Annotated in this window: 25 protein-coding genes and 1 tRNA gene; 15 read left to right on the top strand and 11 right to left on the bottom strand. The window is 65.4% G+C overall.

From position 1 onward, the window contains the following. From RSW2DRAFT_RS06700 to dtd, 5 genes are all read left to right on the top strand, one after another. The coding region (locus RSW2DRAFT_RS06700) for a DUF4339 domain-containing protein (protein ID WP_008029304.1) at positions 1-236 on the top strand (236 nt) is incomplete at its 5' end. A gap of 4 nt (positions 237-240) precedes the next feature. Next, on the top strand, positions 241-1,353 hold the full coding sequence (locus tag RSW2DRAFT_RS06695; RefSeq protein WP_008029302.1) for a TFIIB-type zinc finger domain-containing protein: 1,113 nt from the start codon (positions 241-243) through the stop codon (positions 1,351-1,353). 198 nt (positions 1,354-1,551) lie between these two features. Next, positions 1,552-2,529, top strand: coding sequence for a phosphoribosylaminoimidazolesuccinocarboxamide synthase (locus tag RSW2DRAFT_RS06690; RefSeq protein ID WP_008029300.1), 978 nt, complete (start codon positions 1,552-1,554; stop codon positions 2,527-2,529). A gap of 91 nt (positions 2,530-2,620) precedes the next feature. Further along, on the top strand, positions 2,621-3,541 hold the full coding sequence (locus tag RSW2DRAFT_RS06685) for a carbohydrate kinase family protein (protein ID WP_008029298.1): 921 nt from the start codon (positions 2,621-2,623) through the stop codon (positions 3,539-3,541). Further along, entirely contained in the window at positions 3,542-3,979 is a 438-nt protein-coding gene (gene dtd / locus RSW2DRAFT_RS06680; protein ID WP_008029296.1) for a D-aminoacyl-tRNA deacylase, read from the top strand. It abuts the gene before it with no gap. 74 nt (positions 3,980-4,053) lie between these two features. Here the strand turns inward: dtd and RSW2DRAFT_RS06675 are convergent, their stop codons facing one another. Then, on the bottom strand, positions 4,054-5,946 hold the full coding sequence (locus RSW2DRAFT_RS06675) for an acyl-CoA synthetase (RefSeq protein ID WP_008029294.1): 1,893 nt from the start codon (positions 5,944-5,946) through the stop codon (positions 4,054-4,056). A 240-nt stretch (positions 5,947-6,186) separates the two neighbouring features. Continuing rightward, on the bottom strand, positions 6,187-7,971 hold the full coding sequence (locus RSW2DRAFT_RS06670) for an ABC transporter transmembrane domain-containing protein (RefSeq protein WP_156790660.1): 1,785 nt from the start codon (positions 7,969-7,971) through the stop codon (positions 6,187-6,189). A gap of 149 nt (positions 7,972-8,120) precedes the next feature. On the opposite strand from RSW2DRAFT_RS06670, the gene RSW2DRAFT_RS06665 reads away from it, so the two are divergent. From RSW2DRAFT_RS06665 to RSW2DRAFT_RS06640, 6 genes are all read left to right on the top strand, one after another. Continuing rightward, positions 8,121-8,945, top strand: a complete 825-nt coding sequence (locus tag RSW2DRAFT_RS06665) for an alpha/beta fold hydrolase (RefSeq protein WP_008029290.1) — start codon at positions 8,121-8,123, stop codon at positions 8,943-8,945. Next, a complete protein-coding gene (locus RSW2DRAFT_RS06660; RefSeq protein WP_008029288.1) occupies positions 8,942-9,913 on the top strand; it encodes a threonine ammonia-lyase in 972 nt (323 codons plus the stop codon). The genes RSW2DRAFT_RS06665 and RSW2DRAFT_RS06660 overlap by 4 nt, the downstream gene beginning before the upstream one ends. 3 nt (positions 9,914-9,916) lie before the next feature. Beyond that, positions 9,917-10,705, top strand: a complete 789-nt coding sequence (gene pcaD / locus RSW2DRAFT_RS06655) for a 3-oxoadipate enol-lactonase (RefSeq protein ID WP_008029286.1) — start codon at positions 9,917-9,919, stop codon at positions 10,703-10,705. 102 nt (positions 10,706-10,807) lie between these two features. Further along, the gene (locus RSW2DRAFT_RS06650) at positions 10,808-11,530 is read left to right on the top strand and encodes an alpha/beta fold hydrolase (RefSeq protein WP_040671722.1); all 723 of its coding nucleotides are present in this window, start codon (positions 10,808-10,810) and stop codon (positions 11,528-11,530) included. Further along, positions 11,527-12,753, top strand: coding sequence for a TCR/Tet family MFS transporter (locus RSW2DRAFT_RS06645; RefSeq protein WP_008029282.1), 1,227 nt, complete (start codon positions 11,527-11,529; stop codon positions 12,751-12,753). The genes RSW2DRAFT_RS06650 and RSW2DRAFT_RS06645 overlap by 4 nt, the downstream gene beginning before the upstream one ends. A gap of 81 nt (positions 12,754-12,834) precedes the next feature. Further along, on the top strand, positions 12,835-14,079 hold the full coding sequence (locus tag RSW2DRAFT_RS06640; protein WP_008029280.1) for a mandelate racemase/muconate lactonizing enzyme family protein: 1,245 nt from the start codon (positions 12,835-12,837) through the stop codon (positions 14,077-14,079). A 24-nt stretch (positions 14,080-14,103) separates the two neighbouring features. Here the strand turns inward: RSW2DRAFT_RS06640 and RSW2DRAFT_RS06635 are convergent. The 4 genes from RSW2DRAFT_RS06635 to RSW2DRAFT_RS06620 form a co-directional block, all read right to left on the bottom strand. Beyond that, positions 14,104-14,180: transfer RNA gene (locus RSW2DRAFT_RS06635), tRNA-Arg, on the bottom strand. Between the two features lie 72 nt (positions 14,181-14,252). Next, complete coding sequence (locus RSW2DRAFT_RS06630) at positions 14,253-14,711, bottom strand: GNAT family N-acetyltransferase (protein ID WP_008029279.1); 459 nt, start codon at positions 14,709-14,711, stop codon at positions 14,253-14,255. After that, positions 14,708-16,168, bottom strand: a complete 1,461-nt coding sequence (locus RSW2DRAFT_RS06625; protein ID WP_008029278.1) for a hypothetical protein — start codon at positions 16,166-16,168, stop codon at positions 14,708-14,710. Before RSW2DRAFT_RS06625 ends, RSW2DRAFT_RS06630 begins: the two co-directional genes overlap by 4 nt. An 87-nt stretch (positions 16,169-16,255) precedes the next feature. After that, the gene (locus RSW2DRAFT_RS06620) at positions 16,256-16,567 is read right to left on the bottom strand and encodes an ETC complex I subunit (RefSeq protein WP_008029277.1); all 312 of its coding nucleotides are present in this window, start codon (positions 16,565-16,567) and stop codon (positions 16,256-16,258) included. A gap of 323 nt (positions 16,568-16,890) precedes the next feature. On the opposite strand from RSW2DRAFT_RS06620, the gene uvrB reads away from it, so the two are divergent. Continuing rightward, a complete protein-coding gene (gene uvrB / locus RSW2DRAFT_RS06615) occupies positions 16,891-19,071 on the top strand; it encodes an excinuclease ABC subunit UvrB (protein ID WP_008029276.1) in 2,181 nt (726 codons plus the stop codon). After that, positions 19,068-19,559 carry a YdcF family protein gene (locus RSW2DRAFT_RS06610; RefSeq protein WP_008029275.1) on the top strand — a complete coding sequence of 164 codons (492 nt, stop codon included), beginning with the start codon at positions 19,068-19,070 and terminating at the stop codon, positions 19,557-19,559. Before uvrB ends, RSW2DRAFT_RS06610 begins: the two co-directional genes overlap by 4 nt. A 3-nt stretch (positions 19,560-19,562) precedes the next feature. On the opposite strand, the gene RSW2DRAFT_RS06605 is transcribed toward RSW2DRAFT_RS06610, so the two are convergent. Beyond that, on the bottom strand, positions 19,563-19,949 hold the full coding sequence (locus RSW2DRAFT_RS06605; protein ID WP_008029274.1) for a hypothetical protein: 387 nt from the start codon (positions 19,947-19,949) through the stop codon (positions 19,563-19,565). Between the two features lie 29 nt (positions 19,950-19,978). Then, complete coding sequence (locus tag RSW2DRAFT_RS06600; RefSeq protein WP_008029273.1) at positions 19,979-20,296, bottom strand: antibiotic biosynthesis monooxygenase family protein; 318 nt, start codon at positions 20,294-20,296, stop codon at positions 19,979-19,981. 123 nt (positions 20,297-20,419) lie between these two features. On the opposite strand from RSW2DRAFT_RS06600, the gene RSW2DRAFT_RS06595 reads away from it, so the two are divergent. Then, entirely contained in the window at positions 20,420-21,205 is a 786-nt protein-coding gene (locus RSW2DRAFT_RS06595; protein ID WP_008029271.1) for a formate/nitrite transporter family protein, read from the top strand. Between the two features lie 4 nt (positions 21,206-21,209). Continuing rightward, positions 21,210-21,401 carry a hypothetical protein gene (locus RSW2DRAFT_RS06590; RefSeq protein ID WP_008029270.1) on the top strand — a complete coding sequence of 64 codons (192 nt, stop codon included), beginning with the start codon at positions 21,210-21,212 and terminating at the stop codon, positions 21,399-21,401. Here RSW2DRAFT_RS06590 and RSW2DRAFT_RS06585 read toward each other — a convergent pair. The 3 genes from RSW2DRAFT_RS06585 to lepA form a co-directional block, all read right to left on the bottom strand. Next, the gene (locus tag RSW2DRAFT_RS06585; RefSeq protein WP_008029268.1) at positions 21,379-21,681 is read right to left on the bottom strand and encodes a hypothetical protein; all 303 of its coding nucleotides are present in this window, start codon (positions 21,679-21,681) and stop codon (positions 21,379-21,381) included. The genes RSW2DRAFT_RS06590 and RSW2DRAFT_RS06585 overlap by 23 nt on opposite strands. Positions 21,682-22,043: 362 nt before the next feature. Beyond that, positions 22,044-22,955 (bottom strand): PGN_0703 family putative restriction endonuclease, encoded by a 912-nt coding sequence (locus RSW2DRAFT_RS17895; RefSeq protein ID WP_008029265.1) that lies wholly within the window; start codon positions 22,953-22,955, stop codon positions 22,044-22,046. A gap of 112 nt (positions 22,956-23,067) precedes the next feature. Beyond that, complete coding sequence (gene lepA, locus RSW2DRAFT_RS06580; RefSeq protein ID WP_008029264.1) at positions 23,068-24,867, bottom strand: translation elongation factor 4; 1,800 nt, start codon at positions 24,865-24,867, stop codon at positions 23,068-23,070. Positions 24,868-24,920 lie beyond the last annotated feature (53 nt).

Raw genomic sequence — 24,920 nt, 5'->3', positions numbered from 1 at the left:
AGCACCGCCGCCGCCGCCCCCTGCCCCGCCCGCTGGCAAGTCCTGGCATGTGGCGGAAAAACGGCGCCACCAAGGGGCCGTTTTCGGAAACCGACCTTGCGGCACTGGCAGCCTCGGGCGGGCTGACCCGCGCCAGCCACGTCTGGACCGCCGGGCAGGATGGCTGGAAGCTGGCCGCCGACACCGACCTTGCGCGCCTGTTCGACGCCGTGCCGCCGCCACCACCCGGAGTGTAAGTCCTTGGGAAAACGGGGCGACGAACGCCGCTGGCCCTGCGAGCAGTGCGGCGCCGACCTGCGGTTCGCGCCGGGCCAGACCGAACTGGTCTGCGATCATTGCGGCCACAGCCAGTCGATCCCGCAGAACCCCTGGTCGCGGGTCAAGGCCCTGGGCGAGCTGGACCTTGCCCGCGGCCTGCGCGACGATCTGCCAGTGGCGGCGATGGAGGAGGTGCAATCCACCCCCTGCCCGTCCTGCGGCGCGCTGGTCGAGTTTCAGGGCGCCACCCATGCGATGGAATGTCCGTTCTGCGCCACGCCAGTGGCGATTGGCACCGGCAGCCACCGCCAGATCAAGCCGCAGGCGCTGATCCCCTTCGCGCTGCGCGAACCGCAAGCCCGCGCCGCGATGGTGCGCTGGCTGGGGCGGCTGTGGTTCGCCCCCAACGGGCTGGTGGAATACGCCCGCAAGGGCCGCGCACTGGCCGGGCTTTATGTGCCCTACTGGACCTTCGACGCCGACACCCAAAGCCGCTATCGCGGCCAGCGCGGCACCTATTACTACACCACCCGCACCGTCAGCGTCATGGTCAATGGCCGCCACGAGACCCGGCAGGAGCAGGTGCGCCACACCGCCTGGTCGCCGGTGTCGGGCCGGGTGGCGCGTGCCTTCGATGACGTGCTGGTGCTGGCCAGCCAGTCGCTGCCGCGCAGCTATACCGACGCGCTGGCACCCTGGGATCTGGGCGCTCTGGTGCCCTACAACCCGGATTTTCTGGCCGGTTTCACCGCCGAAGGCTATACCGTCGGGCTGGCCGATGGCCAGATGATCGCCCGCGAGGTAATGGAACAGGTGATCCGCGAGGATGCCCGCCAAGACATCGGCGGCGACGAACAGCGGGTCGAGCAGGTCGAGACCGACTATGCCGCCGAGACCTTCAAGCATGTCCTGCTGCCGATCTGGATGGCCGCCTACAAATACCGCGGCAAGACCTACCGCTTCGTGGTCAACGGCCAGACCGGCCGCGTGCAGGGCGAGCGCCCCTGGTCGGCCTGGAAGATCACCTTCACCGTGATCTTCGGCCTGATCGTGGCAGGTGGCCTCGCCTATCTTTACCAGATGCAGCAGCACTGACCCGGGCTTTCATCTGTTTTCAAATATCCCCGCCGGAGGCTCCCGGCCTTTCCGCCAGACGCTCCGCGGGGGATATTTAGGAACAGATGAAGCCGCAGGCACAGCGATGAAAGCCCGGCGGGCTTGAAGAGCGGCCGGGCATGGTTGACTCCGCCGCCGCCCCGCCCGATAGAACGGGCAACCCTGCGGAGGCTGCCGATGCCCGACCTTTCCCGTGTCCTCGACCACGCCCATATCGCCGAACTGCCGAACCCCTATTACGGCAAGGTGCGCGATTGCTACGACCTGCCCGCCGACGCCACCCACGGCCCGCGCCGCATCCTGATTTCCTCGGACCGCATCTCGGCCTTCGACCGGATTCTGGCGGCGATCCCGTGGAAGGGCCAGGTGCTGACGCAAGTGGCGCGGTTCTGGTTCGACCGGACCGCCGATATCTGCCCCAACCATGTGCTGTCCTATCCCGACCCCAACGTGGTGATCGGCGAGCATCTGACCATCCTGCCGGTGGAGATTGTGGTGCGCGGCTACCTTGCGGGCACCACCGGCACCTCGGTGCTGACGCTTTACAAGCAGGGGGCGCGGCAGATGTATGGCCATAGCCTGCCCGACGGCTTGCGCGACAATCAGGCCCTGCCCGCGCCGATCATCACCCCCACCTCGAAAGCCTTCGACGGCGGCCATGACGAGCCGCTGACCGCCACGGAAATCGTGGCGCAAGGCCTGCTGACCCAGGCGCAATGGGACGAGGTGGCCGCCGTCTCGCTGGCGCTGTTCGCCCGCGGCCAGCAGATCGCCGCCAAACGCGGGCTGATCCTCGTGGATACCAAATACGAGTTTGGAACCGACGCCGCAGGCACCATCAAGCTGGCCGATGAAATTCACACGCCGGACAGCTCGCGCTACTGGATCGCTTCGGGCTACGCCGAGGCCTTCGCCAACGGCAGCCGCCCGCCCAGCTTCGACAAGGACGTGATCCGCTCCTGGGTGGCCGCCCGCTGCGACCCCTACCACGACCCGATCCCCGAGATTCCGGCCGAGATGATCGCCGCCACAGCTCAGGTCTATATCGACGCCTATCAGGCGATCACCGGCCAGACCTTCGTGCCCGACAGCAGCGGTGCCACGCCGCTGGACCGGGTGCGGGCGAACCTCGCGCCGTATTTCACCAAGGCCTGAGCCGCGCGCAATCGCGGCGATTCCCGCAGCCGATTGCGCGCCCCCCCCGGCATCGGCTAGAAAGCCCATGCAACTAACCCGGATGGCCCCGATGATCCTCAGCTGCGGCGAAGCCCTGATCGACATGCTGCCCCGCACCAGCACCGAGGGCGAACCCGCCTTCGCGCCCTACGCCGGGGGCGCGGTGTTCAACACCGCCATCGCCCTGGGCCGCCTTGGCGCCCCGGCGGGGTTCTTCTCGGGCCTGTCCACCGACATGCTGGGCGAGATTCTGACGCAGACGCTGGAGGCCTCGAAGGTCGATACCAGCTTCTGCGCCCGCTCGCCTCGCCCCACCACCGTGGCCTTCGTGAAACTGGTGAACGGCCAGGCCACCTATGCCTTCTATGACGAGAATACCGCTGGCCGCATGCTGGCCCTGACCGACCTGCCCAACCTGCCACCTGCGGTCACCACCCTGTTCTTCGGCGGCATCTCCCTGGTCAACGACCCCGCCGCCAGCACCTATGACGCGCTGCAGGCCCGCGAGGCCCCGACCCGCGTCACCATGATCGACCCCAACATCCGCCCCGGCTTCATCACCGACCAGGGCCCCTACCGCGCCCGCATCGCGCGGATGATGGCCCGCGCCGACATCGTGAAACTCAGCGACGAAGACCTGCACTGGCTTCAAGGCGCCGGTGATCCGGTCACCCTGGCGCGGCAAATCCTTGCCACCGGCCCGCGCCTGTTGTTCCTGACCGAAGGCGCCAAAGGCGCCCGCGCCATCACCGCCACGCAAGACCGCTTTGTCGCCGCCAGCCCGGTCAAGGTGGCCGATACCGTCGGCGCCGGTGACACCTTCAACGCCGGCGTGCTGGCCGCGCTACATGCCGCAGGCGCGCTGACCAAACCCGCACTTGCTGCCCTGCCAGACGCCACGCTGGATGCCGCCCTGTCACTTGGCACCCGCGCCGCCGCCATCACCGTCAGCCGCCCCGGTGCCAACCCGCCCTGGGTCCACGAGCTTTAAATGCGCGCCCTTATCCAGCGCGTCAGCCAGGCTGCAGTGGCGGTCGATGGCCAGACCATCGGTGAAATCGGCCCCGGCCTCTTGATCCTGATCTGCGCCATGCAGGGCGATACCGAGGCGCAGGCTGACCAACTCGCCGCGAAAATCGCCAAACTGCGCATCTTCAAGGATGCCGCGGGCAAGATGAACCTGTCGCTGAAAGACACCAGCGGCGCGGCGCTGATTGTCAGCCAGTTCACCCTGGCCGCCGATACCAGCCGCGGCAACCGCCCCGGCTTTTCCACCGCCGCCGCCCCCGACCGTGGCCGCGACCTCTACACCTACTTCACCACCAGAATGCAGGCCGAAGGCATCGCCACCGCCAACGGCAGCTTCGGCGCCGACATGCGCGTGTCGCTGACCAATGACGGCCCGGTCACCATCTGGCTGGAAACCTGAACCCTTTCATCTGTTCAAAAATATCCTCGGGGGTGGGGGTCCGGGGGAGGGGCAGACAGCCCCTCCCCCGGCGCTCAGGCCCAATCCCACGGCCCGGTAAAGCTGCCCAGCACCGCCGTCACCGCCGCATCCTCGACCCCCGGCGCGCGGGTCAGCTTTGCCACCAGCCCGCGTTTCTTGTCCTCGACCACCGCCGCCACCCGCACCGGCAAACCCGCCTCGGTCAGCGCCGCGTCATAGACCCGGATGATGGCGCGGCGGCGCAGGTCGGGCTTGAACACCTTGCCCACCGCGGTTTTCGGCAACTCGTCCAGCACCTCGATATGCTTGGGCACCGCCGCGCGTTCGCGGATATGCAGCTTGGCATAGTCCATCAACTGCTCCGAAGTGACCGTCGCCCCGCCGACCAGCTCGACATAGGCGCAGGGCAATTCGCCTGCGAAAGCATCGGGTTGGCCGATGGCGCCGACGAAAGACACCGCCTCGTGGCCGATCATCGCCTCTTCGATCACCGCCGGATCAATGTTGTGGCCACCGCGGATGATCAGATCCTTGGCCCGACCGGTGATGAACAGATAGCCATCGCCGTCCATCCGCCCCAGATCGCCAGTGCGCAGAAACCGCCCCTCAGCGAACAGCCCGCGGTTCTTGTCCACCTCGGTGTAGGTCGAGCCTTCCAGCACCCCGGGGTTCGAGACGCAAATCTCGCCCACCTCATCCACCCCACATTCCCGCAGCACCTCGCCATCGCCATTGGTGTGCAGGATCCGCACCGTGGTATAGGGGAAGGGCAAGCCGACCGAGCCGATCTTCTTCACCCCGTCCGGCGGGTTGATCGACACGAGGCACGTGCATTCGGTCAGCCCGTAGCCTTCGATGATCTGCACGCCGGTGGCTTTCTCGAACCGGTTGTAAAGCTCGATCGGCAGCGCCGCGGAGCCTGAAAACACCCCGCGCAGGGTGCTGACGTCGGCGTTGATCGGCCGCTGCATCAGCGCCGCCAGCGCCGTCGGCACGGTGATCACATAGGTCGATTTCCAGCGCGCGATCAGCTTCCAGAAATTGTCGAACACACCGTCGCCGCGATAGCCCGCGGGCGTCGGCAGCACCAGATGCGCGCCAGAGGCGATCATCGACATCAGCACCGGGTAGGCCGCGAACACATGAAACAGCGGCAGCGGGCACATCACCACGTCGCTGGGCTGGAACATCAGCGTGGCACCCAGCCAGCCGTTGTAGATCATCCCCGACACCTTGTGCTGCGCCACTTTCGGCATGCCGGTGGTGCCGCCGGTGTGGAAATAGGCGGCAATCCGGTCGGTCGGGTTGTCGGTGAAACTCAGGCGCTCGGCCGAGTGTTTCTTCATCTCGACATGAAAGCACTTGGTGTTGGCGACATGGCTGACCGGGTTTTTCGGCCGGATCAGCGGCACGATCCAGCTTTTCGGCGGCGTCAGGTAGCGCACCAGATCGACCTCGACCACAGTGCGCACCGAGGGCGCGAATTTCACCGCCTCGCCCACGCGTTGCGCCAGTTCCGTTTTGGGAAAGGCCTTCAGCGTCACCACCACTTTCGCGCCGGTCTCGCGCAGGATGGCGCTGATCTGTTCGGGTTCCAGCAGCGGGTTGATCGGGTTGACGATGCCCGCCACCGCCCCGCCCAGCAGGGTGATCACGGTTTCAAGCGAGTTCGGCAGCACAAAGGCCACCACATCCTTTTCACCGACACCAAGGCTGCGGAACAGGTTGGCGGCTTGCGTCACGCGGCCATGCAATTCGGCCCAGGTCAGGGTTTTCGCCGGATCGTCGGCGCCCGACTGCAACTGGAACGACACCGCCGGGCGGTCGCCGTGGCGGTTTTTCGTCTCGGTCAGGAACTGATACATCGTCGGCGGAATACCGCGCTCGGCCCATGGGGCCGCGGCTTCAATCGCCTTCAGATCGCCCAGCGTGGCGAAACTTCCCATGGTGTCTCCTCCCCAGCCCCCGCGTTCGGCGCGGGGTATCGTTAGTGCCAAGGATGCGGAGTTTTGCCGCATGGGGCAAGGAAAACCGCGCGGATTTTCCGCAGCGTCAGAAAGGTGCGGGTATTGGGGGGGAAAAGCAGCGGGGATTTCCCCCTTGGGACGGGAACGCGGAACGCGCCGGGGGCGCTGCCCCCGGACCCCTGGGATATTTTCGCAGAGAAGAAGCCCAAGGCAGCGCGGCTAGATCAGCCCGTCGGTGAATTGCAGCTTGGCCAGATGCGCGTAAAGCCCGCCTTCGGCCACCAGCGCGTCATGGGTGCCGGTGGCGACGATGCGGCCCTGATCGAACACCACGATGCGGTCAGCGCGTTTCACCGTGGCCAGACGGTGCGCCACCACGATGGTGGTGCGGCCTTCGGACAGCCGTTCGACCGCCGCCTGCACCAGCCGCTCGCTTTCGGCATCCAGCGCCGAGGTGGCCTCGTCCAGCACCAGCACGCGGGCATCGCGCAGGATGGCGCGGGCGATGGCCACGCGCTGCTTCTGGCCGCCCGACAGCATCACGCCACGCTCGCCCACGTAGGTGTCATAGCCTTCCGGCAGTGCGGCCAGGAAATCATGCGCGGCGGCGGCGCGGGCGGCGGCCTCGATCTCGGCATCGGTGGCGTCGGGGCGGCCAAAGCGGATGTTCTCGCGCGCCGAGGCCGCAAAGATCACCGGGTCTTGCGGCACCAGCGCCATGGCGCGGCGGAAATCACCGCGGGACATCTCGCGCAGATCAATGCCGTCCAGTTTCACAGCGCCCTGTTGCGGGTCGTAGAACCGCAGCAAGAGTTGCAGGATGGTGGTCTTGCCAGCCCCCGAAGGCCCGACCAAGGCGACGGTCTCGCCGGGCATCACATGCAGATCGACCCCGTCCAGCGCCGAGACGCCGGGGCGGGCCGGGTATTGGAAATGCACGCCCTCAAAGCTGATCTCGCCACGCACCGGCCGCGGCAGGGCGCGGGGTTGCGCCGGGTCTTGCACCGGATCGACGGTGTGCAGCAGCTCCACCAGCCGCTCGGTCGCCCCGGCAGCCCGCTGAATCTCGCCCCAGATTTCCGACAGCGCCCCCACGGCGCCGGAAACCATCACCGCATAGATCAGGAACTGCACCAGTTGGCCCGGGCTCATGGTGCCATCGCGCACGTCACGCGCGCCGATCCACAGCACGCCGACAATGCCGGTGAACACCAGAAAGATCACGATCACCGTCATCAGCGCCCGCGTGCCGATACGCTTTTTCGCAGATTCGTAGGATTTTTCCGTGACATTGCCAAAGGTGGCGCGGGCGCGATCGACGTTGGTGAAGGCCTGCACCGCCTGCACCGACAGCAAGGCCTCCGAGGCATTGCCCGAAGACGCCGCGATCCAGTCCTGATTCTCGCGGCTCAGCACCCGCAAGCGGCGGCCCAGCACGATGATCGGGATCACCACGGCCGGCACGATCAGCAGCACGAGGCCGGTCAGCTTGGCCGAGGTGAACATCAGGAAGGCCATGCCGCCGACCAGCAGCAACAGGTTGCGCAGCGCCACCGATACCGAGGTGCCGATCACCGACAGGATCAGCGTGGTGTCGGTGGTCAGGCGGCTAAGAACCTCGCCAGTCAGGATGCGTTCGAAAAACGCAGGGCTCATGCCCATGACCCGATCAAACAGCGCGCGGCGGATATCGGCCACCACCCGCTCGCCCAGCCGGGTGACAAGATAGTAGCGCAGGCCGGTGCCAAGCGCCAACAGGGCGGCAATCACCAAAGCGGCGGCGAAATACTGGTCCAGCAGCGATGCATTGTCGGCGGCAAAGCCATCGACCACCCGGCGCACCGCCAGGGGAAGGATCAGGCTGATCGCCGCCGTTAGAACCAGCGCCACCAGCGCCGCGGTGGTCAGCGTCCGGTAGGGGGCCAGAAACGGCATCAGCCCGCGCAGGGCGCCGACCTTGCGCGAGGTCGGACGCTCTTCCTTGGTCTCCAGCCCGCGGGCCATGCTTCTGGACATGTGGTTTTCTGCTCCTCGGGTTCCGCGACCGGGTTTATGCGCTGACAGCCGCCCCGGCAAGCCTTGGCGTGGCGGCAGCCCCTTTCACCTTCACGTGCGCTGTGCCACTTTCGCGGCAGACCCACAGGATGCAGCCGATGACCCAGATTTTCACAACCAAGGATGGTGCGCGGCTGGCCTACCGCGACGAAGGCAGCGGCATGGCGCTGCTGTGCCTGCCCGGCCTGACCCGCACCATGGGCGATTTTGACTATCTGGCGCCGCACCTGCCGCCCTTGCGGCTGATCCGCATGGATTATCGCGGGCGCGGCGGCAGTTCCTGGACCGGGGCTGCCAGCTATACCGTGCCGCAAGAGGCGCAGGACGCGCTGGCGTTGCTGGACCTTCTGGGGGTGGGAAAGGTGGCGGTGCTGGGCACCTCGCGCGGGGGGATGATCGGCATGGTGCTTGCGGCGATGGCGCCGGGGCGGATGCTGGGGTTGTGCCTGAACGACATCGGCCCGAAGATCGAACGCGCCGGGCTGGAGCGGATTTTCGACTATGTGGGCCGCAATCCGCGGGCGAAAACCCATGCCGAACTGGCCGAGGCCTTGCCGCGCAACATGGCCGGATTTGACGGCGTGCCTGCAAGCCGCTGGCTGGAGGAAGCGCGGCTGCATTATCTGCAGACCGAGGCCGGGCTGAAGATCACCTATGACCCGGCGCTGCGCGAGGCGTTTCTGACCGGGTTTCAGGGGCCGGAAACCGACCTCTGGCCGCTGTTCGACGCCTGCGCCGGGGTGCCGCTGGCGCTGCTGCGGGGGGCCAATTCTGATCTGCTGTCGCGCGAGACGGTGGCCGAGATGCGCCGCCGCCGTCCCGACATGGCCTTTGCCGAAGTGCCGGGCCGGGCGCATATCCCGTTTCTGGACGAGCCGGAAAGCCTTGATCTGATTGCGACTTTCCTTGGGTCTCTGGCATGACCGACCTTGCGATGATCCGCGCCGCTGCCGCCCGGTTGCACGGCCATGTGCGGCGCACGCCCTTGCTGTCCTCGCCGTTTCTGGACCAGATCGCCGGGCGCCGGGTCTGGGTGAAGGCCGAATGTCTGCAACATACCGGATCGTTCAAGGCCCGCGGCGGCTGGGCGGCGGTGTCCGCACTTGCGCCGGAGGCGCTGGCGCGGGGCGTGATCGCCTATTCCTCGGGCAACCATGCGCAGGGTGTGGCGCTGGCCGCCGCCCGCCACGGCGCGCCCTGCGTCATCGTCATGCCCGCCGACGCGCCGCGCCTGAAGATCGCCAACACCCGCGCTTTGGGCGCCGAGGTGGTGCTGTATGACCGCGCCACCGAGGACCGCGATGCCATCGGCTCGGGCCTGGCCGCGGCGCGTGGCCTCAGCCTGATCAAGCCCTTCGACGACGCGCAGGTGATTGCAGGGCAAGCCACCTGCGGGCTGGAGATTGCCCAGCAGGCCACCGCCGAAGCCATTGAAAAGGCAGACGTTCTGGTGTGCTGCGGCGGTGGCGGGTTGACCGCTGGCATCGCCCTGGCGCTGGAGGGCACCGGCTTTCGCGCCCGCCCCTGCGAGCCGGAAGGCTTTGACGATACCGCCCGCAGTCTGGCCCTAGGGGTGCCGCAACGCAACGCCCGGCTGACCGGCTCGATCTGCGATGCCATCATTACGCCGGAACCCGGCAAGCTGACCTTTCCCATCCTGCGACGCCTTTGTGGCCCCGGTCTGGTGGTGAGTGACGATCAGGCCCTGCACGCCATGGCACTGGCGTTTTCCCGGCTGAAACTGGTGCTGGAGCCGGGCGGTGCCGTGGCATTGGCCGCCGCGCTATTCCTGCCCGACCAGATCAGCGGCCCGGACGTGATTGCCGTCGCCACCGGCGGCAATGTCGATGCCGCGACCTTTGCCACCGCCCTTTCCCGTTTTCCGGTGTAGCCGATGCCGCTGGCCTACCTGCCCGACCTGCGCCTGAACTACCGCATCGACGGCGCGGCCGCTGGCCCGGCGGTGGTGTTCACCCACGCGCTGGGGCTGGACCTGACGATCTGGGACGCGGTGATGCCGCTGCTGCCCGGGTCCTTGCGGCTGATCCGCTACGACCTGCGCGGCCATGGCGGATCGGACGTGCCCGCGCCGCCCTACACCATGGGCGCGCTGGTGCGTGATGCCGAGCGGTTGCTGGATCATCTGGCTGTGCGCGATTGCGTCTTTGTCGGGCTGTCGATCGGCGGGCTGGTGGCGCAGGGGCTGGCGGTGAAACGGCTCGATCAGGTGCGCGCACTGATGCTGTCCGGCACCGCCGCCCGCATCGGCATCGCCAGCCAATGGCAGGACCGCATCGCCAAGGTGCAGGCCGGCGGGATGGCGGCGATTGCCGAACCCACCATGCAACGCTGGTTCTCGCGCCGCTTCCGCGCGGCGGGGCTGGACGCCCCCTGGCGCGACCTGCTGAACCGCTGCAACCCGCAGGGCTATATCGGCTGCGCGCACGCCATCGCGGGAAGCGATTTCTACCAGACCACCGCCCGGCTGACCCTGCCGACACTGGCGCTGGCGGGGTCGGAAGACGGCTCCACCCCACCGGACCTCGTGCGCGAAACCGCCGACCTGATCCTTGGCAGCCGGTTCCAACTGCTGCGCGGTGTCGGCCACCTGCCCGGCATCGAGGCCCCCGAAGCCACCGCAGCCGCCCTGACCGGCTTTCTGGAGGCGATTGGTCATGTTTGATCACACTTTTCATAATCGAACATTTTCTGGTTTCATCTCGAGAAATCTTTGCCGGACTCCGTTCGTCAGAGCCAACTCGATTCCACGCAGATTTTCTCGATAATGGCGCAATTCCTTCTCATCTCCGGCTCCTGTCACAGCGCTTGGTGCTGGGAAGCTATCTTGCCATTTCTCAACAATTCCGCACATCAAGCCCGCGCCATCGACCTGCCCGCGCACGGTCCGGACCAGACCCCGATGGCGCAAGTGACCCTCGACCTCTACGCCCAAGCCATTGTCGCGGCGATCACCGATCCGGTCATTCTGGTCGGCCATTCGATGGCCGGCTACCCGATCACCGCCGCTGCCGAGCGTGCGCCGGAAAAGATCGCAGCACTGGTCTATCTCTGCGCCTATGTCCCCCGCTCGGGCCAGTCGCTGGCCGAAATGCGCCGCGCCTGGCCAAGCCAACCGCTGGAGGGCGCTTTCCGCGTCAGCAAGGATCGCGCAAGCTTCGCCTTCGAACCCACGAAGATCAAAGACAAATTCTACCACGACTGCCCACCCGAGGCTGTCGCCCTGGCCATGGCCAGGCTCGGCCCCGAACCCATCGCCCCGCAGGAAACCCCGATCACCCTGACCACCGCCTCGCAATCGCTGCCACGGCACTACATCCGCTGCACCCAAGACCGCGCCATCCCGCCCGCGTTTCAACAATCCATGACCGCAGGCTGGCCCGCCGCCCAGGTCACCACCCTGTCCACCGGCCATTCGCCGTTCTTCGCCGCACCGCAAGCCCTGGCGCAGCGCCTGATCGACATCGCCGCAACCCTAGGCACCCCATGAGCAAATCGCGCGAAAGCCTTGCCCTGATCTTCATCCTGATCTCGGTCTGCCTTGATACCATCGGCATCGGCATCATCTTTCCGGTGATGCCCGACCTGATCCGCGAGGTGACCGGCGGCAATCTGGCGCAAGCGGCGCTGTGGGGCGGCACCCTCGCAACTTCGTTCGCGGTGATGCAGTTCCTGTTCGGCCCGGTGATCGGCGCGCTATCAGACCGCTTTGGCCGCCGCCCTATCCTGTTGATATCCTTGGCGGTCATGTCGGTGGACTATCTGGTGATGGCGCTGGCGCCGACCATCACGCTGATCCTGATCACCCGGATCATCGGCGGCATCACCACCGCCACCTATGCCACCGCCGTGGCCTTCATCGCCGACATCACCCCGCCCGAGAAACGCGCCGCCCGCTTCGGCCTGATCGGCGCCTGCTTCGGTGTGGGCTTCGTGCTGGGGCCGTTGCTGGGTGGCGTGCTGGCCGGCATCGACACCCGCGCGCCGTTTTTCGCCGCCGCAGGCCTTGCCGGGGCGAACCTGCTGTTCGGCCTGCTGGTGCTGCCCGAAACCGTGACCGACGCCACCCGCCGCGCCTTTCAGTGGTCGCGCGCCAACCCCTTGGGCGCGCTGCGCGCCGTCAGCCGCCTGCCCGGCGTGCGCCGCACCCTGATCTGCTTTCTGATCCTCGGCATCGCCATGAACGTCTATCCGGCGATCTGGGCCTTCTGGGGCCAGGCGCGCTTTGGCTGGGATAGCAGAATGGTCGGCGTCTCGCTGGCCGTCTATGGCGTGTGTTTCGCGGCAGGTCAGGCCCTATTGGTAGGCCCCACGATCCGCCGCTTTGGCGAGCATCGGGCGGCGCATTACGGCATGTGGGTCGATATCGTCACCCTGACAGCCCTTGGCCTGGTCACCTCGCCCGCCATCGCACTGATGATCACCCCGATCACCGCATTTGGCGGCACCGTCACGCCGTCGCTGCAGGCCCTCGCCAGCCGCGCCGCCCCCGCCGATGCGCAGGGCGAGGTGCAGGGCGTGCTGGCCTCGCTGAACGCCATCGCCATGTTCACCTCGCCCCTGGTGATGACCACCACCTTCGCCGCCTTCACCGCCCCCGATGCCCCGCTCTACGCGCCCGGCGCACCCTTCCTGCTGTCGGCGGTGCTGATGCTCGTTTGCGTCACCCTGCATGTCGCCCGCCCGCGCGCCACCGCCCCTGCCACCCCCTAGCTTCTCATCTGTTCCCAAATATCCCACGGGGGTCCGGGGGTGTGAAACCCCCGGCTGCCGACCGCAGGAAGGACCGAGCAGATGCGTCTGAAAGACCTCGAGATATTCACCGTCGCCCCGCCCGCCCCCGGCTGGGGGGGCCGCTACTGGACCTTCGTGAAACTCACCACCGCCTGCGGTATCACCGGTATCGGTGAGGTCTATGCCGCCAGCGTCGGCCCCAAGGCCATGGCGGCGGTGATCGAGGATGTGTTTGCCCGCCACATGGCAAACGAACACCCGCAGAACATCGAGCTGATGTATCGCCGCGCCTATTCCGCGGGCTTCAGCCAGCGCCCCGACCCCACGGTGATGGGCGCCTTCTCGGGCCTTGAAATCGCCTGCTGGGATATAATCGGCAAGGCGCTGAACCGGCCGGTCTGGGCGCTGCTGGGCGGCAAGATGAACGACCGCATCCGCGCCTACACCTATCTTTACCCCGAGCCGGGCAAGGAAACCGCCGATTTCTGGGTGGACCCCGACGCCGCCGCCGAGGCCGCGCTGCGGTTCGTCAACATGGGCTTCACGGCGGTGAAGTTCGACCCCGCCGGCCCCTACACCCTCCGCGGCGGCCATGAACCGGCGATGTCGGATATCTCCCGCTCAATTGCCTTCTGCAAGGCAATCCGCGAGGCGGTGGGCGACCGCGCCGACCTGCTGTTCGGCACCCACGGCCAGTTCACCACCCCCGGCGCCATCCGGCTGGGCAAGGCGTTGGAACCCTACGGCCCGCTTTGGTATGAAGAACCGATCCCGCCCGACAATCTGCTGGAATTTGCCGAGGTGGCGCGGCATGTGCATGTGCCCTTGGCCACCGGCGAGCGGCTGACCACCAAGGCCGAGTTCGGCACCCTGCTGCGGGCGGGCGGCGTCAAGATCCTGCAACCAGCGCTGGGGCGCGTCGGCGGCATCTGGGAGGCGAAGAAAATCGCCGCCCTGGCCGAGGTGTTCAATGCCGAAATGGCCCCGCACCTGTATGCAGGCCCGGTGGAATGGGCCGCCAACATCCATTTCGCCACCTCGATCCCCAACCTCTTGATGGCCGAAACCATCGAGACCGGCGGCGCCTTCCATCTGCAACTGATCAAGCACACGATCAAATGGGAAGACGGCTACATCCTGCCGCCCGAAGGCCCCGGCCTTGGCATCGACTTCGACGAGGACCTGGCCCGCGCCCATCCCTATACCGGCGATCTTCTGCACCTGCAGATGCAGGAAGCGCCCTGCGATTACCGCCACGGCAACCGTTTCGAGGGCGGTGCGCCCAGCACGATGGAGCCGAAGTAGCGCCGCGCGATGTCGCGGGATAACTGGCGGTCCCAGAAGGAATCGAACCCTCAACCTGCCGATTAGAAGTCGGCTGCTCTATCCAGTTGAGCTATGGGACCGCTGATCCTGCTTGTAAGGCCAAGCCGCGGCGGGCTTCAAGGTCGATGATCGGGGGCCGAGGACAGCGGCTGCTACAGGGCGCGGGTCATGAAGATGCTGTTGGGGTCCAGCGTGTAACCCGCAAACGGCGGACATTCCTCGAAACCGGCGCTGGCGTAAAGCGCGCGGGCGGCGGCGAAGATCGGCTCGACCCCGGTTTCCAGGCTGAGGCGGCGATAGCCCAACCCCCGCGCCTCGGTCACAAGATGCGTCAGCAGCACCCGCGCCAGACCGCGGCCGCGCGCCTCGGCCACGATATGCATCGACTTGATCTCGGCGTGGCCCGCGTCGATGCGCGACAGCGCGCCCATGCCCAGAACCTCGCCCTTGTCGCGCAGGGTGTAGAAGGCCACGCCCTCGACCGCCAGCGCCGCCGGGTCCAGCACATGCACCGATTCCGCGGGCGACGAGGCCCACATCAGATCGACGTGCCGCTGCAAGAGCGGCAGCACGTCGGGTGCGAGGGGGCTGTCGCGGCGGATACCGATCATTGCGCGGGGGCCAGCATCGGTGCCAGGTCCATGCCGTTGACCAGCAGCTTGCCCGGCGTGGTGCCGTCGATCTTCCAGACCAGACCGCCACCATCGGCCGCCCGCGCCATGCCGCCGACCAGCGCCAACACCGGCATCGCCTGGGTCTTGACCTCGTCCGGCGCGGCCTGCAGGGCGGCTGTCACCTGATCCATGCCGGTCAGGGTGATGCTGGCCGCACCGGTGGGCACCCCGCCCGGCCCCGCCGACATCTTGCCCTCGTAGCGCAGATCGTAAAGCGGCGAGGCGACATTGCCCGGCGACAGCGCGATATCCACCACGCCTTCGGGCATCAGCGCGGTCAGCATCTCCTGCCCCTTGGCGTCATCCACCGGCTCGGGTTTGGCCATGTCGAAAGCGGCGATGAACAGCGCCGCGGGTGCTGCCAGATCGAACCGCGACAGGGCGACTTCAAACGCGAAATCGCGCGGCACCAGATCCTTGGCCCAGGTGGGCACCAGCGCGTCCGGCAGCGCAAGGCCAGCCACCGTGAAGCCCTCGCTGAACCGCCCGTCGCTGACAAAGCCGTTCATGTCAATCGCCACCGCCAGCTTGTCGATACCGATCCGGCCCATCGGCGTGGCCACCTCGACGGTGTTGATCGTCGAGGTGCCGTTCAGGTTTTTCCACAGCGGCATGGCCGACCCCAGAAGGGTTTTCAGCCCGGCCTGATCGGCCTGCATGGCCTCGGGCGAGGGATGCGCCACCGCCCAGGCGACCAGTTGATAGATGCCCTCGATCTGCATCGCCGTCGCCGTGGTTTCGCTGCTGATCGAACTGCCGGTGACGGTGACATCCATCATCGTGGTGTCGTCGATCCCCAACGGCTGCACGATCTTTTCGTAAAGCTTTTCAATGGTATAGCGCGCCACCAGATCGACGCCGGTCACCGCAGATGGCGTCGCCGTGGTCTCGAAATGCCCCGAGGCGAGCGTGTAGTTGACGGTCGATACCTGGCCGTCGGTCACCATGGTCTGATCCATCACCATGTCGGTCATGTCGATGCTTTGCTGGCGGAAGGTGGCCAGTTTTTCATCAAACGTGCCGCTGGACTTGATCGCGGCGATACGGCCCTTCAGGTCCAACTGCCCGGGAATCGAGACCTGAAACGTCATCGGCTGATCCTGAGTCACCCCCCAAAGCCCGTCGCCCTGATCGGTCAGAACCATCTGCTGCGGGCTGATTTCGGCGCTGAACTTGGCTGCATCGCCCTTGGTGATCAGCGGTGTGAAATCCAGCGTCACGCCGTAGCTCTCGCCCTGCGGCAGCACCGTCACCACGCCCGGGGTCTGGCCCAGATAGGTCTGGAAGGCGGCGGTCAGGCGGGCGGCACCCTCCGGCGTGGCCGGGTTGGCATGGGCTGGCAAGGCGGCCAGAACGAGGAAGGGAAACGCCCTGAGGGTCGTCTGTAACACCATGGGAACCACCTTTTGCCAAAGCCTGGACATGCCGATTTTCGGCAATCCATCACGGATGCCGGCAAAACTCAACCCTGCGGGTGGCGGTCAGTGGGTCCAGACCCCACGGCGGTTGGTGGCGAAGTTGTCGCCATAGCCACCGGGGCGGATATTGGCCTTGCGCGGTTTCGGCTGGATCGCCACTGCGTCGATGCCATGGGCGCTTGCATAGGCCTCGGCGGCCTCGCGGCTGTCGAATTGCAGCCGCACCTGGCTGTCCATATCCGTGCTGGAGGTCCAGCCCATCAGCGGATCAACCTCGCGGGCGCTATCTTGCGAAAACTCCAGCACCCAGCCCTGCGTCTTGGCGGTGCCCGACTGCATCGCGGTTCTGGCTGGCTGATAAATCCGTGCGCGCATGATCGCCCCCTTGGCAAAGCTGCCCCTTATTGGCGAAAATGCCGCTGCAAGGCAAGGCTTTCCCGGGGGAAAGGATCTGTCGGCTGGCCACGGGGAGTGTGGGTGGGGTGTGTGGTGCAACCAGCCGACAGTTAGTGCTGCTTGCCCTTGCAGATTGCCGCAACTGGCTGCCGAAAACAACCGAAAGATGCAGCTTGGAATCTCATTTTCGCTAAAATTGAATCACTTTTGCTAACACCCGCTTCAACATCGTTAACCGCAAGCTAACGCCGCCCTTGCACCAGAACAAAAACAGACCAGATTGAGGGGGAACAGGAATCACCATGCCCCATAATAACACCGACGCGCTCAGCGAACGCCCCGAAGTCCTTACCCGCCCCAAGCTGGAAGGGGGGCGGCGATTCGTGCTGGCCTCGCCGTTCCAGCCGGCGGGCGACCAGCCCACCGCGATTGCCGAACTGACGGCCGGCATTGATGCGGGCGAGCATGATCAGGTGCTGCTGGGCGCCACCGGCACCGGCAAGACCTTCACCATGGCCAAGGTGATCGAGGCGACGCAGCGCCCCGCCATCATTCTGGCCCCCAACAAGACGCTTGCCGCGCAATTATACGGGGAATTCAAGGCCTTCTTCCCCGACAATGCCGTGGAATACTTTGTTTCCTACTACGACTACTACCAGCCCGAGGCTTACGTCGCGCGGTCGGACACCTATATCGAGAAGGAATCGCAGATCAACGAACAGATCGACCGGATGCGCCACTCGGCCACCCGGGCGCTGCTGGAACGCGATGACGTGATCATCGTGGCCTCGGTGTCCTGCATCTACGGCATCGGCTCGGTCGAAACCTATTCGGCGATGACCCAGGACCTGATCGTGGGCCAGCCCTACGATCTGCGCGGCATCATGTCGGAACTGGTGGCGCAGGCGTTCCGGCGCAACGATCAGGCGTTTCAGCGCGGCAGCTTCCGGGTGCGCGGCGACAGCCTGGAGGTCTGGCCCGCCCACCTGGAAGACCGCGCCTGGCGATTCTCGTTCTTTGGCGACCAACTGGAAGCGATCACCGAGTTCGACCCGCTTACGGGGGCGAAAACCGACAGCTTCAAGCAGATCCGCATCTATGCCAACAGCCACTATGTGACGCCGCGCCCGACCATGCAGCAGGCGATCCTCGGCATCAAGAAAGAGCTGCGCCAGACGCTTGACCTGATGGTGCTGAACGGCAAGCTGCTGGAGGCGCAGCGGCTGGAACAGCGCACCTCGTTCGATCTGGAAATGCTGGAGGCGACCGGGGTCTGCAACGGCATCGAGAACTACTCGCGCTACCTGACGGGCCGCGCGCCGGGCGAACCGCCGCCGACGCTGTTCGAGTTCATCCCCGACAATGCCATTGTTTTTGCAGATGAATCCCACGTTTCGGTGCCGCAGATCGGCGGCATGTACAAAGGCGACTATCGGCGCAAGTTCACCCTGGCCGAGCATGGCTTCCGCCTGCCCTCCTGCATGGACAACCGCCCGCTGAAGTTCGAGGAATGGGACGCGATGCGCCCGCGCACCATCTTCGTTTCCGCCACCCCGGCGGCCTGGGAGCTGGAACAATCGGGCGGCACCTTTGCCGAACAGGTGATCCGCCCCACCGGCCTTCTGGACCCGGTGATCGAAATTCGCCCGGTCGAAATGCAGGTCGATGACCTGCTGGACGAGATTCGCAAGGTGGCGCTTTTGGGCCTGCGAGTGCTGGTCACTACGCTGACCAAGCGGATGGCCGAAGACCTGACCGAGTATTTCCACGAACAGGGCATCCGCATCCGCTATATGCACAGCGACATCGACACCATCGAACGCATTGAAATCCTGCGGGATTTGCGGCTGGGGGCGTTTGACGTGCTGGTGGGCATCAACCTGCTGCGCGAGGGCCTCGACATTCCGGAATGTGGTCTGGTGGCTATTCTCGATGCCGACAAGGAAGGCTTCCTGCGCTCGGAAACCAGCCTGATCCAGACCATCGGCCGCGCCGCGCGCAACTCGGATGGGCGGGCGATCATGTATGCCGACCGCATCACCGGGTCGATGGAACGCGCCATCGGCGAAACCAACCGCCGCCGCGACAAGCAGATCGCCTACAACACCGCGCATGACATCACGCCGACCACGATCCGCAAGAACGTCGAGGATGTGCTGGCTGGCCTCTGGCAGGGCGACACCGACCAGTCGCGCGTCACCGCCAAGGTGGACAAGCCGATGGTCGGCGCCAATCTGGCGGCGCATCTGGACAGCCTGCGCCTGGCGATGCGCAAGGCCGCCGAGAACCTGGAATTCGAAGAAGCCGCCCGCCTGCGCGACGAGGTGAAACGGCTGCAAGCGGTCGAGCTTGCCATCGCCGACGATCCGCTTGCCCGGCAGTCGGTGGTCGAGGAAGCGGTGGAGGAAGCCACGAAAATGGCCGGCCGCAGCACCGGCGGCCGCGCCGGGATGCGCGGCGGCAAGGCGCGGCGGCGGAAGTGACGCCTTATGTCATCGTCCTCGGCGCCGCGGTCTGGCCCGGCGGGGTGGCTTCACCGACGCTGGCGCGGCGGGCAAGCCATGCGGCGGCCCTCGCCCTGCAAACCGGCGGCACGGTCATTACCACCGGGGGCCTGGGCAAGCACCCGCCGACCGAGGCGGCGGTGGCGGCGGCGATTTGCGCGGGCCTCGGGGTGCCCGGCGACCGGATACTGACCGAGGTGCTTTCGACCACCACCTATGAAAATCTGGCCAATGCCAAACGGTTGATGCCCGCAGGTGCCACAGCGGTGATCGTCACCGATTACTACCACCTGCCCCGCGCCAGGTTGACCGCCTGGGCGCTGGGGATCAATGCCACAGGCTCGTTCCCGCGCGGCGGCCTGCGCCAGACCCCGCTGCACCGCCACCTGCGGCAGGTGCTGCGCGAGGCGCTGGCGCTGCCGGTCTATGCCGTGCGGCTGGCGCTGGGGCGGCACCCGAAGGACTAAACCTTACCGCGACACCAGCACATGGATCGAGTCGCCGCGCGACCCGTGGCCGTAGATCTCGACATAAACCGTCGCCCCGCCCTGTTGCAGGATGCGCCGCGCCGCCGGTTCCACCCCGCCGGCCATGATCATCCGCTCCATCGCCGCGCGGTTGTTGGCGTCGCCGAAGAACGGATCCCATTCATCGCCGCCCTGCGAGATGCCGAAGCGGTGATAGTTGGCGCGGTCCTGCCGCAAAATCTGCCAAGGCTGGTTCAGCCGCACACCGTTGGAATTGTAAAGATCATCCTCGCCGATATAGGCCGTATAAGAGCCGATCAATTCCTGCGCGGCCACCGGTGCGGCCAAAGCGGAAAACCCCGCAACCCCAAGAACCAAAAGCGTTTTCATCCGATTTCTCCGTGTTGAAAACCGATCCGTCAATAGACCCCGATCACCTCATACATCACCGGCTCGAACCGCGAGCACAGCCCGGCGATCACCCGGTTGCGTTCGCGCATCTCGGGGGTGCGCAGCATCGCCTGAAAATCCTCGCGCCGCTTCCATTTCGAGTAGTTGGCGATCCGGGTCTGCGCGTCGTTCATGTGCAGGCCAGCCCCCATGAAACCGGGCTGATGCCGGATGAAATCGGCATAGGCCGATTGCAGCGCCTCCATCAGGTCGGCGGCGGTGCCGGGGGTCATCTCGAAGGTGGTCAGAACGGTCTGGCCGTCGAAGGCTTTGGAAATTTCGGTCATGTGACCCTCCTTTTTTCCCACCCTGCCACAGGCGGCCGGAAAAATCACCTGGCCCCGGTGCGGTTTGCGGCAAAAGGCGGCAGCGGCTTTGCAGAACCGCCGATTGCGCCTATCCTTGCGGCCATGGACAGCGACCATGACGCCTACAAGCCTGCGCAGATCGCCGCGATGATCCGTTCGTCGGGCGTCGCCAAGGCGCGGCTGCCGCTGGGGCAGATGCTGACGCTGGCGGTGCTGGCGGGGGCGTTCATCGGCTTTGGCGGGGCGGCCTATCTGATGGTGATGACCGGCGCCGATGCGGGCCACGGCCCGACCCGGCTGCTGGGGGGAATGGCGTTCTCGCTGGGGCTGATCCTGTGCGTCGTGGGCGGGGCGGAGTTGTTCACCGGCAACGCGCTGATGGTGATGGCGGCGGTGGAGCGCCAGATCACCCTGCCCGAGCTTTGGCGCAACTGGTCGGTGGTCTATGCCGGCAACCTGATCGGCGCGCTGGGGCTGGCGGCGGCGTTCTGGGCGACCGGCCTGCTGGCGCCCGAGGTGCCGTTCGCCGCCACTGCCGCCCGGGTGGCCAGCGCCAAGGCCGCGCTTTCGCCGGTCGAGATGCTGGCACGCGGCGCCCTGTGCAACGCGCTGGTGTGCCTTGCGGTCTGGCTGACCTTCTCGGCGCGCGACACCGCGGGGAAGATTCTGGCGATCCTCTGGCCGATATCGACCTTCGTGCTGCTGGGGCTGGAACACTCCATCGCCAACATGTATCTGATTCCCGTCGGGATTCTGGCCGGAGCCGATGTCGCCACGGGTGCGGCAATCGGGAACATCTTCTGGGTGACGATCGGGAATATCATCGGCGGCGCGGGGGGCGTGGCACTCGCCTACCGCTATGCCTATCTGGGCCACAAAAAGGAATGACACGATGCCGTTGATCGAACCCAACCACCCGTTCTTCAAGCCGGTCTGGCGGCGCTGGGCCACCGGCCTCGTGCCGATCATCTGGGCGGGGTTCGAGCTGGTGTGGCTGGGCAACCCGATCTGGGCGCTGATCTTCGCGGGCTTCGGCGCTTATGCGCTTTGGGTCTTGGTGTTCAACCGCCCCGCGGACAGTTGACAAGGCCCCGCATCTCGCCGCTGTCGCCCTGCAGGGTCGAGGCGACCAGGCGGCAGCCGGTGAGTTCCTGGATCAGGTCGATCATGGTAGCGCGAATCTGCTGGTGCTCGCCGCGGCGGGCATAGCCGAGGCGGATGATCTCGACCTTCCTTTCGCGCTGGTAAACCACATAACTATGCCCGCCCCGCACAGCCTCGAACCGCTGGGCGCCGAGCATGGTCGGCGTCGGCTGCGCGCCGCAGGCCGCCAGGAGGAGAAGGGGGAGGAGGAGCCATCGCATGCCCCCACTCTGCCCGCGGCTTGGTTAAGGCGAGGTTAACGCCGTTTCCATTTCCCCTGCTCCATCGGTGAAATGTCTGCACGAACAGAGGGCAGCGCCCGAACCGCGGGGGTGAGGGGCGGCGGGCCTTGGCCCGCGAAAACGCTCCAGTGGAGCGTTTTCAGCCCCGAACGCCCCGGCACGCCTGCCGGGGCCGGGAGGCGTAAAGCGCTCGCCCCGGGGGGGGGGCGGTTCGGGCGCTGCCCGGTCGGAAGCGACCGGGCGGGAGTTGGTGTTGGGGACCGCTTGGGGTTTTCGTAGGGCGGGGTTCACCCCGCGGGAGGCGGTGTTGGTGGGGTGGAACCCCACCCTACGCTTGCTGATCAAGAAGAACTCTCGCTCAGGAAAAGATTGATGTATCTATCCTCGAAATCATCGAGCCAACGCTGATGGTCCGGTTCGTCCAGAAGTGGACGCCAAGTGTTCAAAACGTCCGACAAAGTGAGAAACCGGAATGTCTGGCCCGGGTCGGAAAGGAAATCGACATATTTTGCAACATTCGAAGCGCAACGCTTATCTAGCGGATGAAGCACTACGATTTGACTGCCAAGAAGGCCCGGTTCGCTCTGCCGGATTGATTCCACCAATAGATGATTTCGCCACACTTGGTTCCAATTGATATCTGACAGGCGGTCGTCCGTTGGATCGCGCCATACCTTCGAGCTTCTTGCGACACGTTGGTAGGCTTCAGTGTGATGATCTTTGTATCCATAAGTCTTGCGGGAAAATGGCTCTGTTAACTTGGTCTCGATGCCGGCAAGCGCCGGCTTTCCGGTTCTTGTCTTGTATCTGACAGCAACATCGAACGATGTGTTATCGGCAAGGTGCTGTGACTTCGGAGGTGCCCATTCGATGCGGACGTTCGCTTCTGACGCGCCCCCGGGTAGCAATGGGTCCATAAGGCGCGCTGCCAATTCGTGATCTTGACTCAGAGGACCGAACAGGTTGAAGGCCATTGGCTGAGACGAAAGAAGGTTACGCGTGCAGCGAAATTCTTCTACGCCCGGTCCGGTATTCATGCGTCTTAGAGCACATTGATGTATTGATTCGGTAAGGAAATTTAGTCCGCGCTTCGCGTCAACTTCGGCTAGGAGGTTTCCGTAAGGTGTCCCATTCCTATCTGTTCCCCATTCAACTTCGAGGCGAACACTTCGCCACCACGATTGATGTAAACGCATTCTTGCTGTCTGGGAGTTATCACGATGATACTGCGGCCCCAATCGGTCTAAACTCATCTGGGCCTTCCTGTGACGGCTTAACACTATTGGTTTCTAGAAATCCGCCTAAAAGGACGGGGTGGCCACCGTATTGAAGCGACCCAAGCCTGCACCTTAAGCATATGCCTAGTCACCCATCCATCTTCAGCGCCGAAATAAACGCTTCCTGCGGAATCTCCACTTTCCCGAACTGCCGCATCCGCTTTTTCCCGGCCTTCTGCTTGTCCAGCAACTTCCGTTTCCGCGTGGCGTCGCCGCCGTAGCACTTCGCCGTCACGTCCTTGCGCATCGCACTCAGGGTCTCGCGGGCAATCACCCGGCTACCAATCGCCGCCTGGATCGGGATCTTGAACATGTGGCGCGGGATCAGCTCTTTCAGCTTTTCCACCATGGCGCGGCCCCTCGCCTCGGCGCGGTCGCGGTGGACCATCATCGACAGCGCGTCCACCGGCTCCTCGTTCACCAGGATCGACATTTTCACAAGGAAATCCTCGCGGTAGCCGGAGATGGTGTAATCGAAGCTGGCATAGCCCTTGGTGACCGATTTCAGCCGGTCGTAGAAGTCGAACACCACCTCGGCCAGCGGCAGGTCATAGACCACCATGGCGCGCGATCCGGCGTAGGACAGGTCTAGCTGGATGCCGCGGCGGTCCTGGCACAGCTTCAGGATGTCGCCCAGATAGTCGTCGGGCACCATGATGGTGGCCTTGATCCGCGGTTCCTCGATATGGTCGACAAAGGTCAGGTCGGGCATGTCGGCGGGGTTGTGCAGGTCGCGCACCTCGCCATCCTTCATATACAGCTTGAACACCACCGAAGGTGCTGTGGTGATCAGGTCAAGGTCATATTCCCGCTCCAGCCGGTCGCGGATGACCTCCAGATGCAGCAGGCCAAGGAAGCCGCAGCGGAAGCCGAAGCCAAGGGCGGCGGAGGTTTCCATTTCCGAACTGAACGAGGCGTCGTTCAGCGACAGCTTTTCGATGGCATCGCGCAGCGCCTCGAAATCGGCGGCATCGACCGGGAACAACCCGCAGAACACCACCGGTTGCGCCGGTTTGAAACCGGGCAGCGGGGTTTCGCAGCCCTTGCGTTCATGGGTGATGGTGTCGCCGACGCGGGTGTCGCGCACCTGCTTGATGCTGGCGGTGAACACGCCAATCTCGCCCGGCCCCAGTTCGGCGATATCGACCATCTGCGGTTTCAGAACCGCCAGCGTGTCGATGCCGTAAACCGCATTGGTCTGCATCATGCGGATGCGGTCGCCCTTCTTCATCACGCCGTCCATGATCCGCACCATGACGACAACGCCCAGGTAGGCGTCATACCAGCTATCCACCAGCATGGCCTTCAAGGGGGCCTCGCGGTCGCCTTTCGGCGCGGGCAGCCGGGTCACGATGGCCTCCAGCACATCAGGGATTCCAAGGCCGGATTTGGCGGAAATCAGGATGGCGTCCTTGGCATCCAGCCCGATCACATCCTCGATCTGCTGCTTGATGCGCTCGGGTTCGGCGGCGGGCAGGTCGATCTTGTTCAGCACCGGCACGATCTCGTGCCCCGCGTCCAGCGCCTGATAGACGTTGGCAAGGGTTTGCGCCTCGACGCCCTGCGAGGCATCGACCACCAGCAGGCTGCCTTCGACGGCGCGCATCGAGCGGGAAACTTCATAGGCGAAATCGACGTGGCCGGGGGTGTCGATCAGGTTCAGGATATAGGTCTTGCCATCCTTGGCGGGGTATTCGATCCGCACGGTGTTGGCCTTGATGGTGATGCCACGCTCGCGCTCGATATCCATGCTGTCAAGAAGCTGGGCCTTCATGTCCCGGTCCTTGACCGTGCCGGTGGACTGGATCAACCGATCCGCCAAGGTGGATTTGCCGTGGTCGATATGCGCCACGATCGAGAAATTGCGGATGAGGTCAAGCTGGGTCATGCGGGGGATATGATCAGGAATCACTGGGCGGTCAAGCGGACTCGGGGGGTGGC

Source organism: Rhodobacter ferrooxidans (assembly GCF_000176015.1).
Taxonomy (GTDB): Bacteria; Pseudomonadota; Alphaproteobacteria; order Rhodobacterales; family Rhodobacteraceae; genus Pseudorhodobacter_B; species Pseudorhodobacter_B ferrooxidans.
The sequence above is the reverse complement of the archived record's forward strand: the minus strand, read 5'-3'. Positions and strand labels throughout refer to the sequence as shown.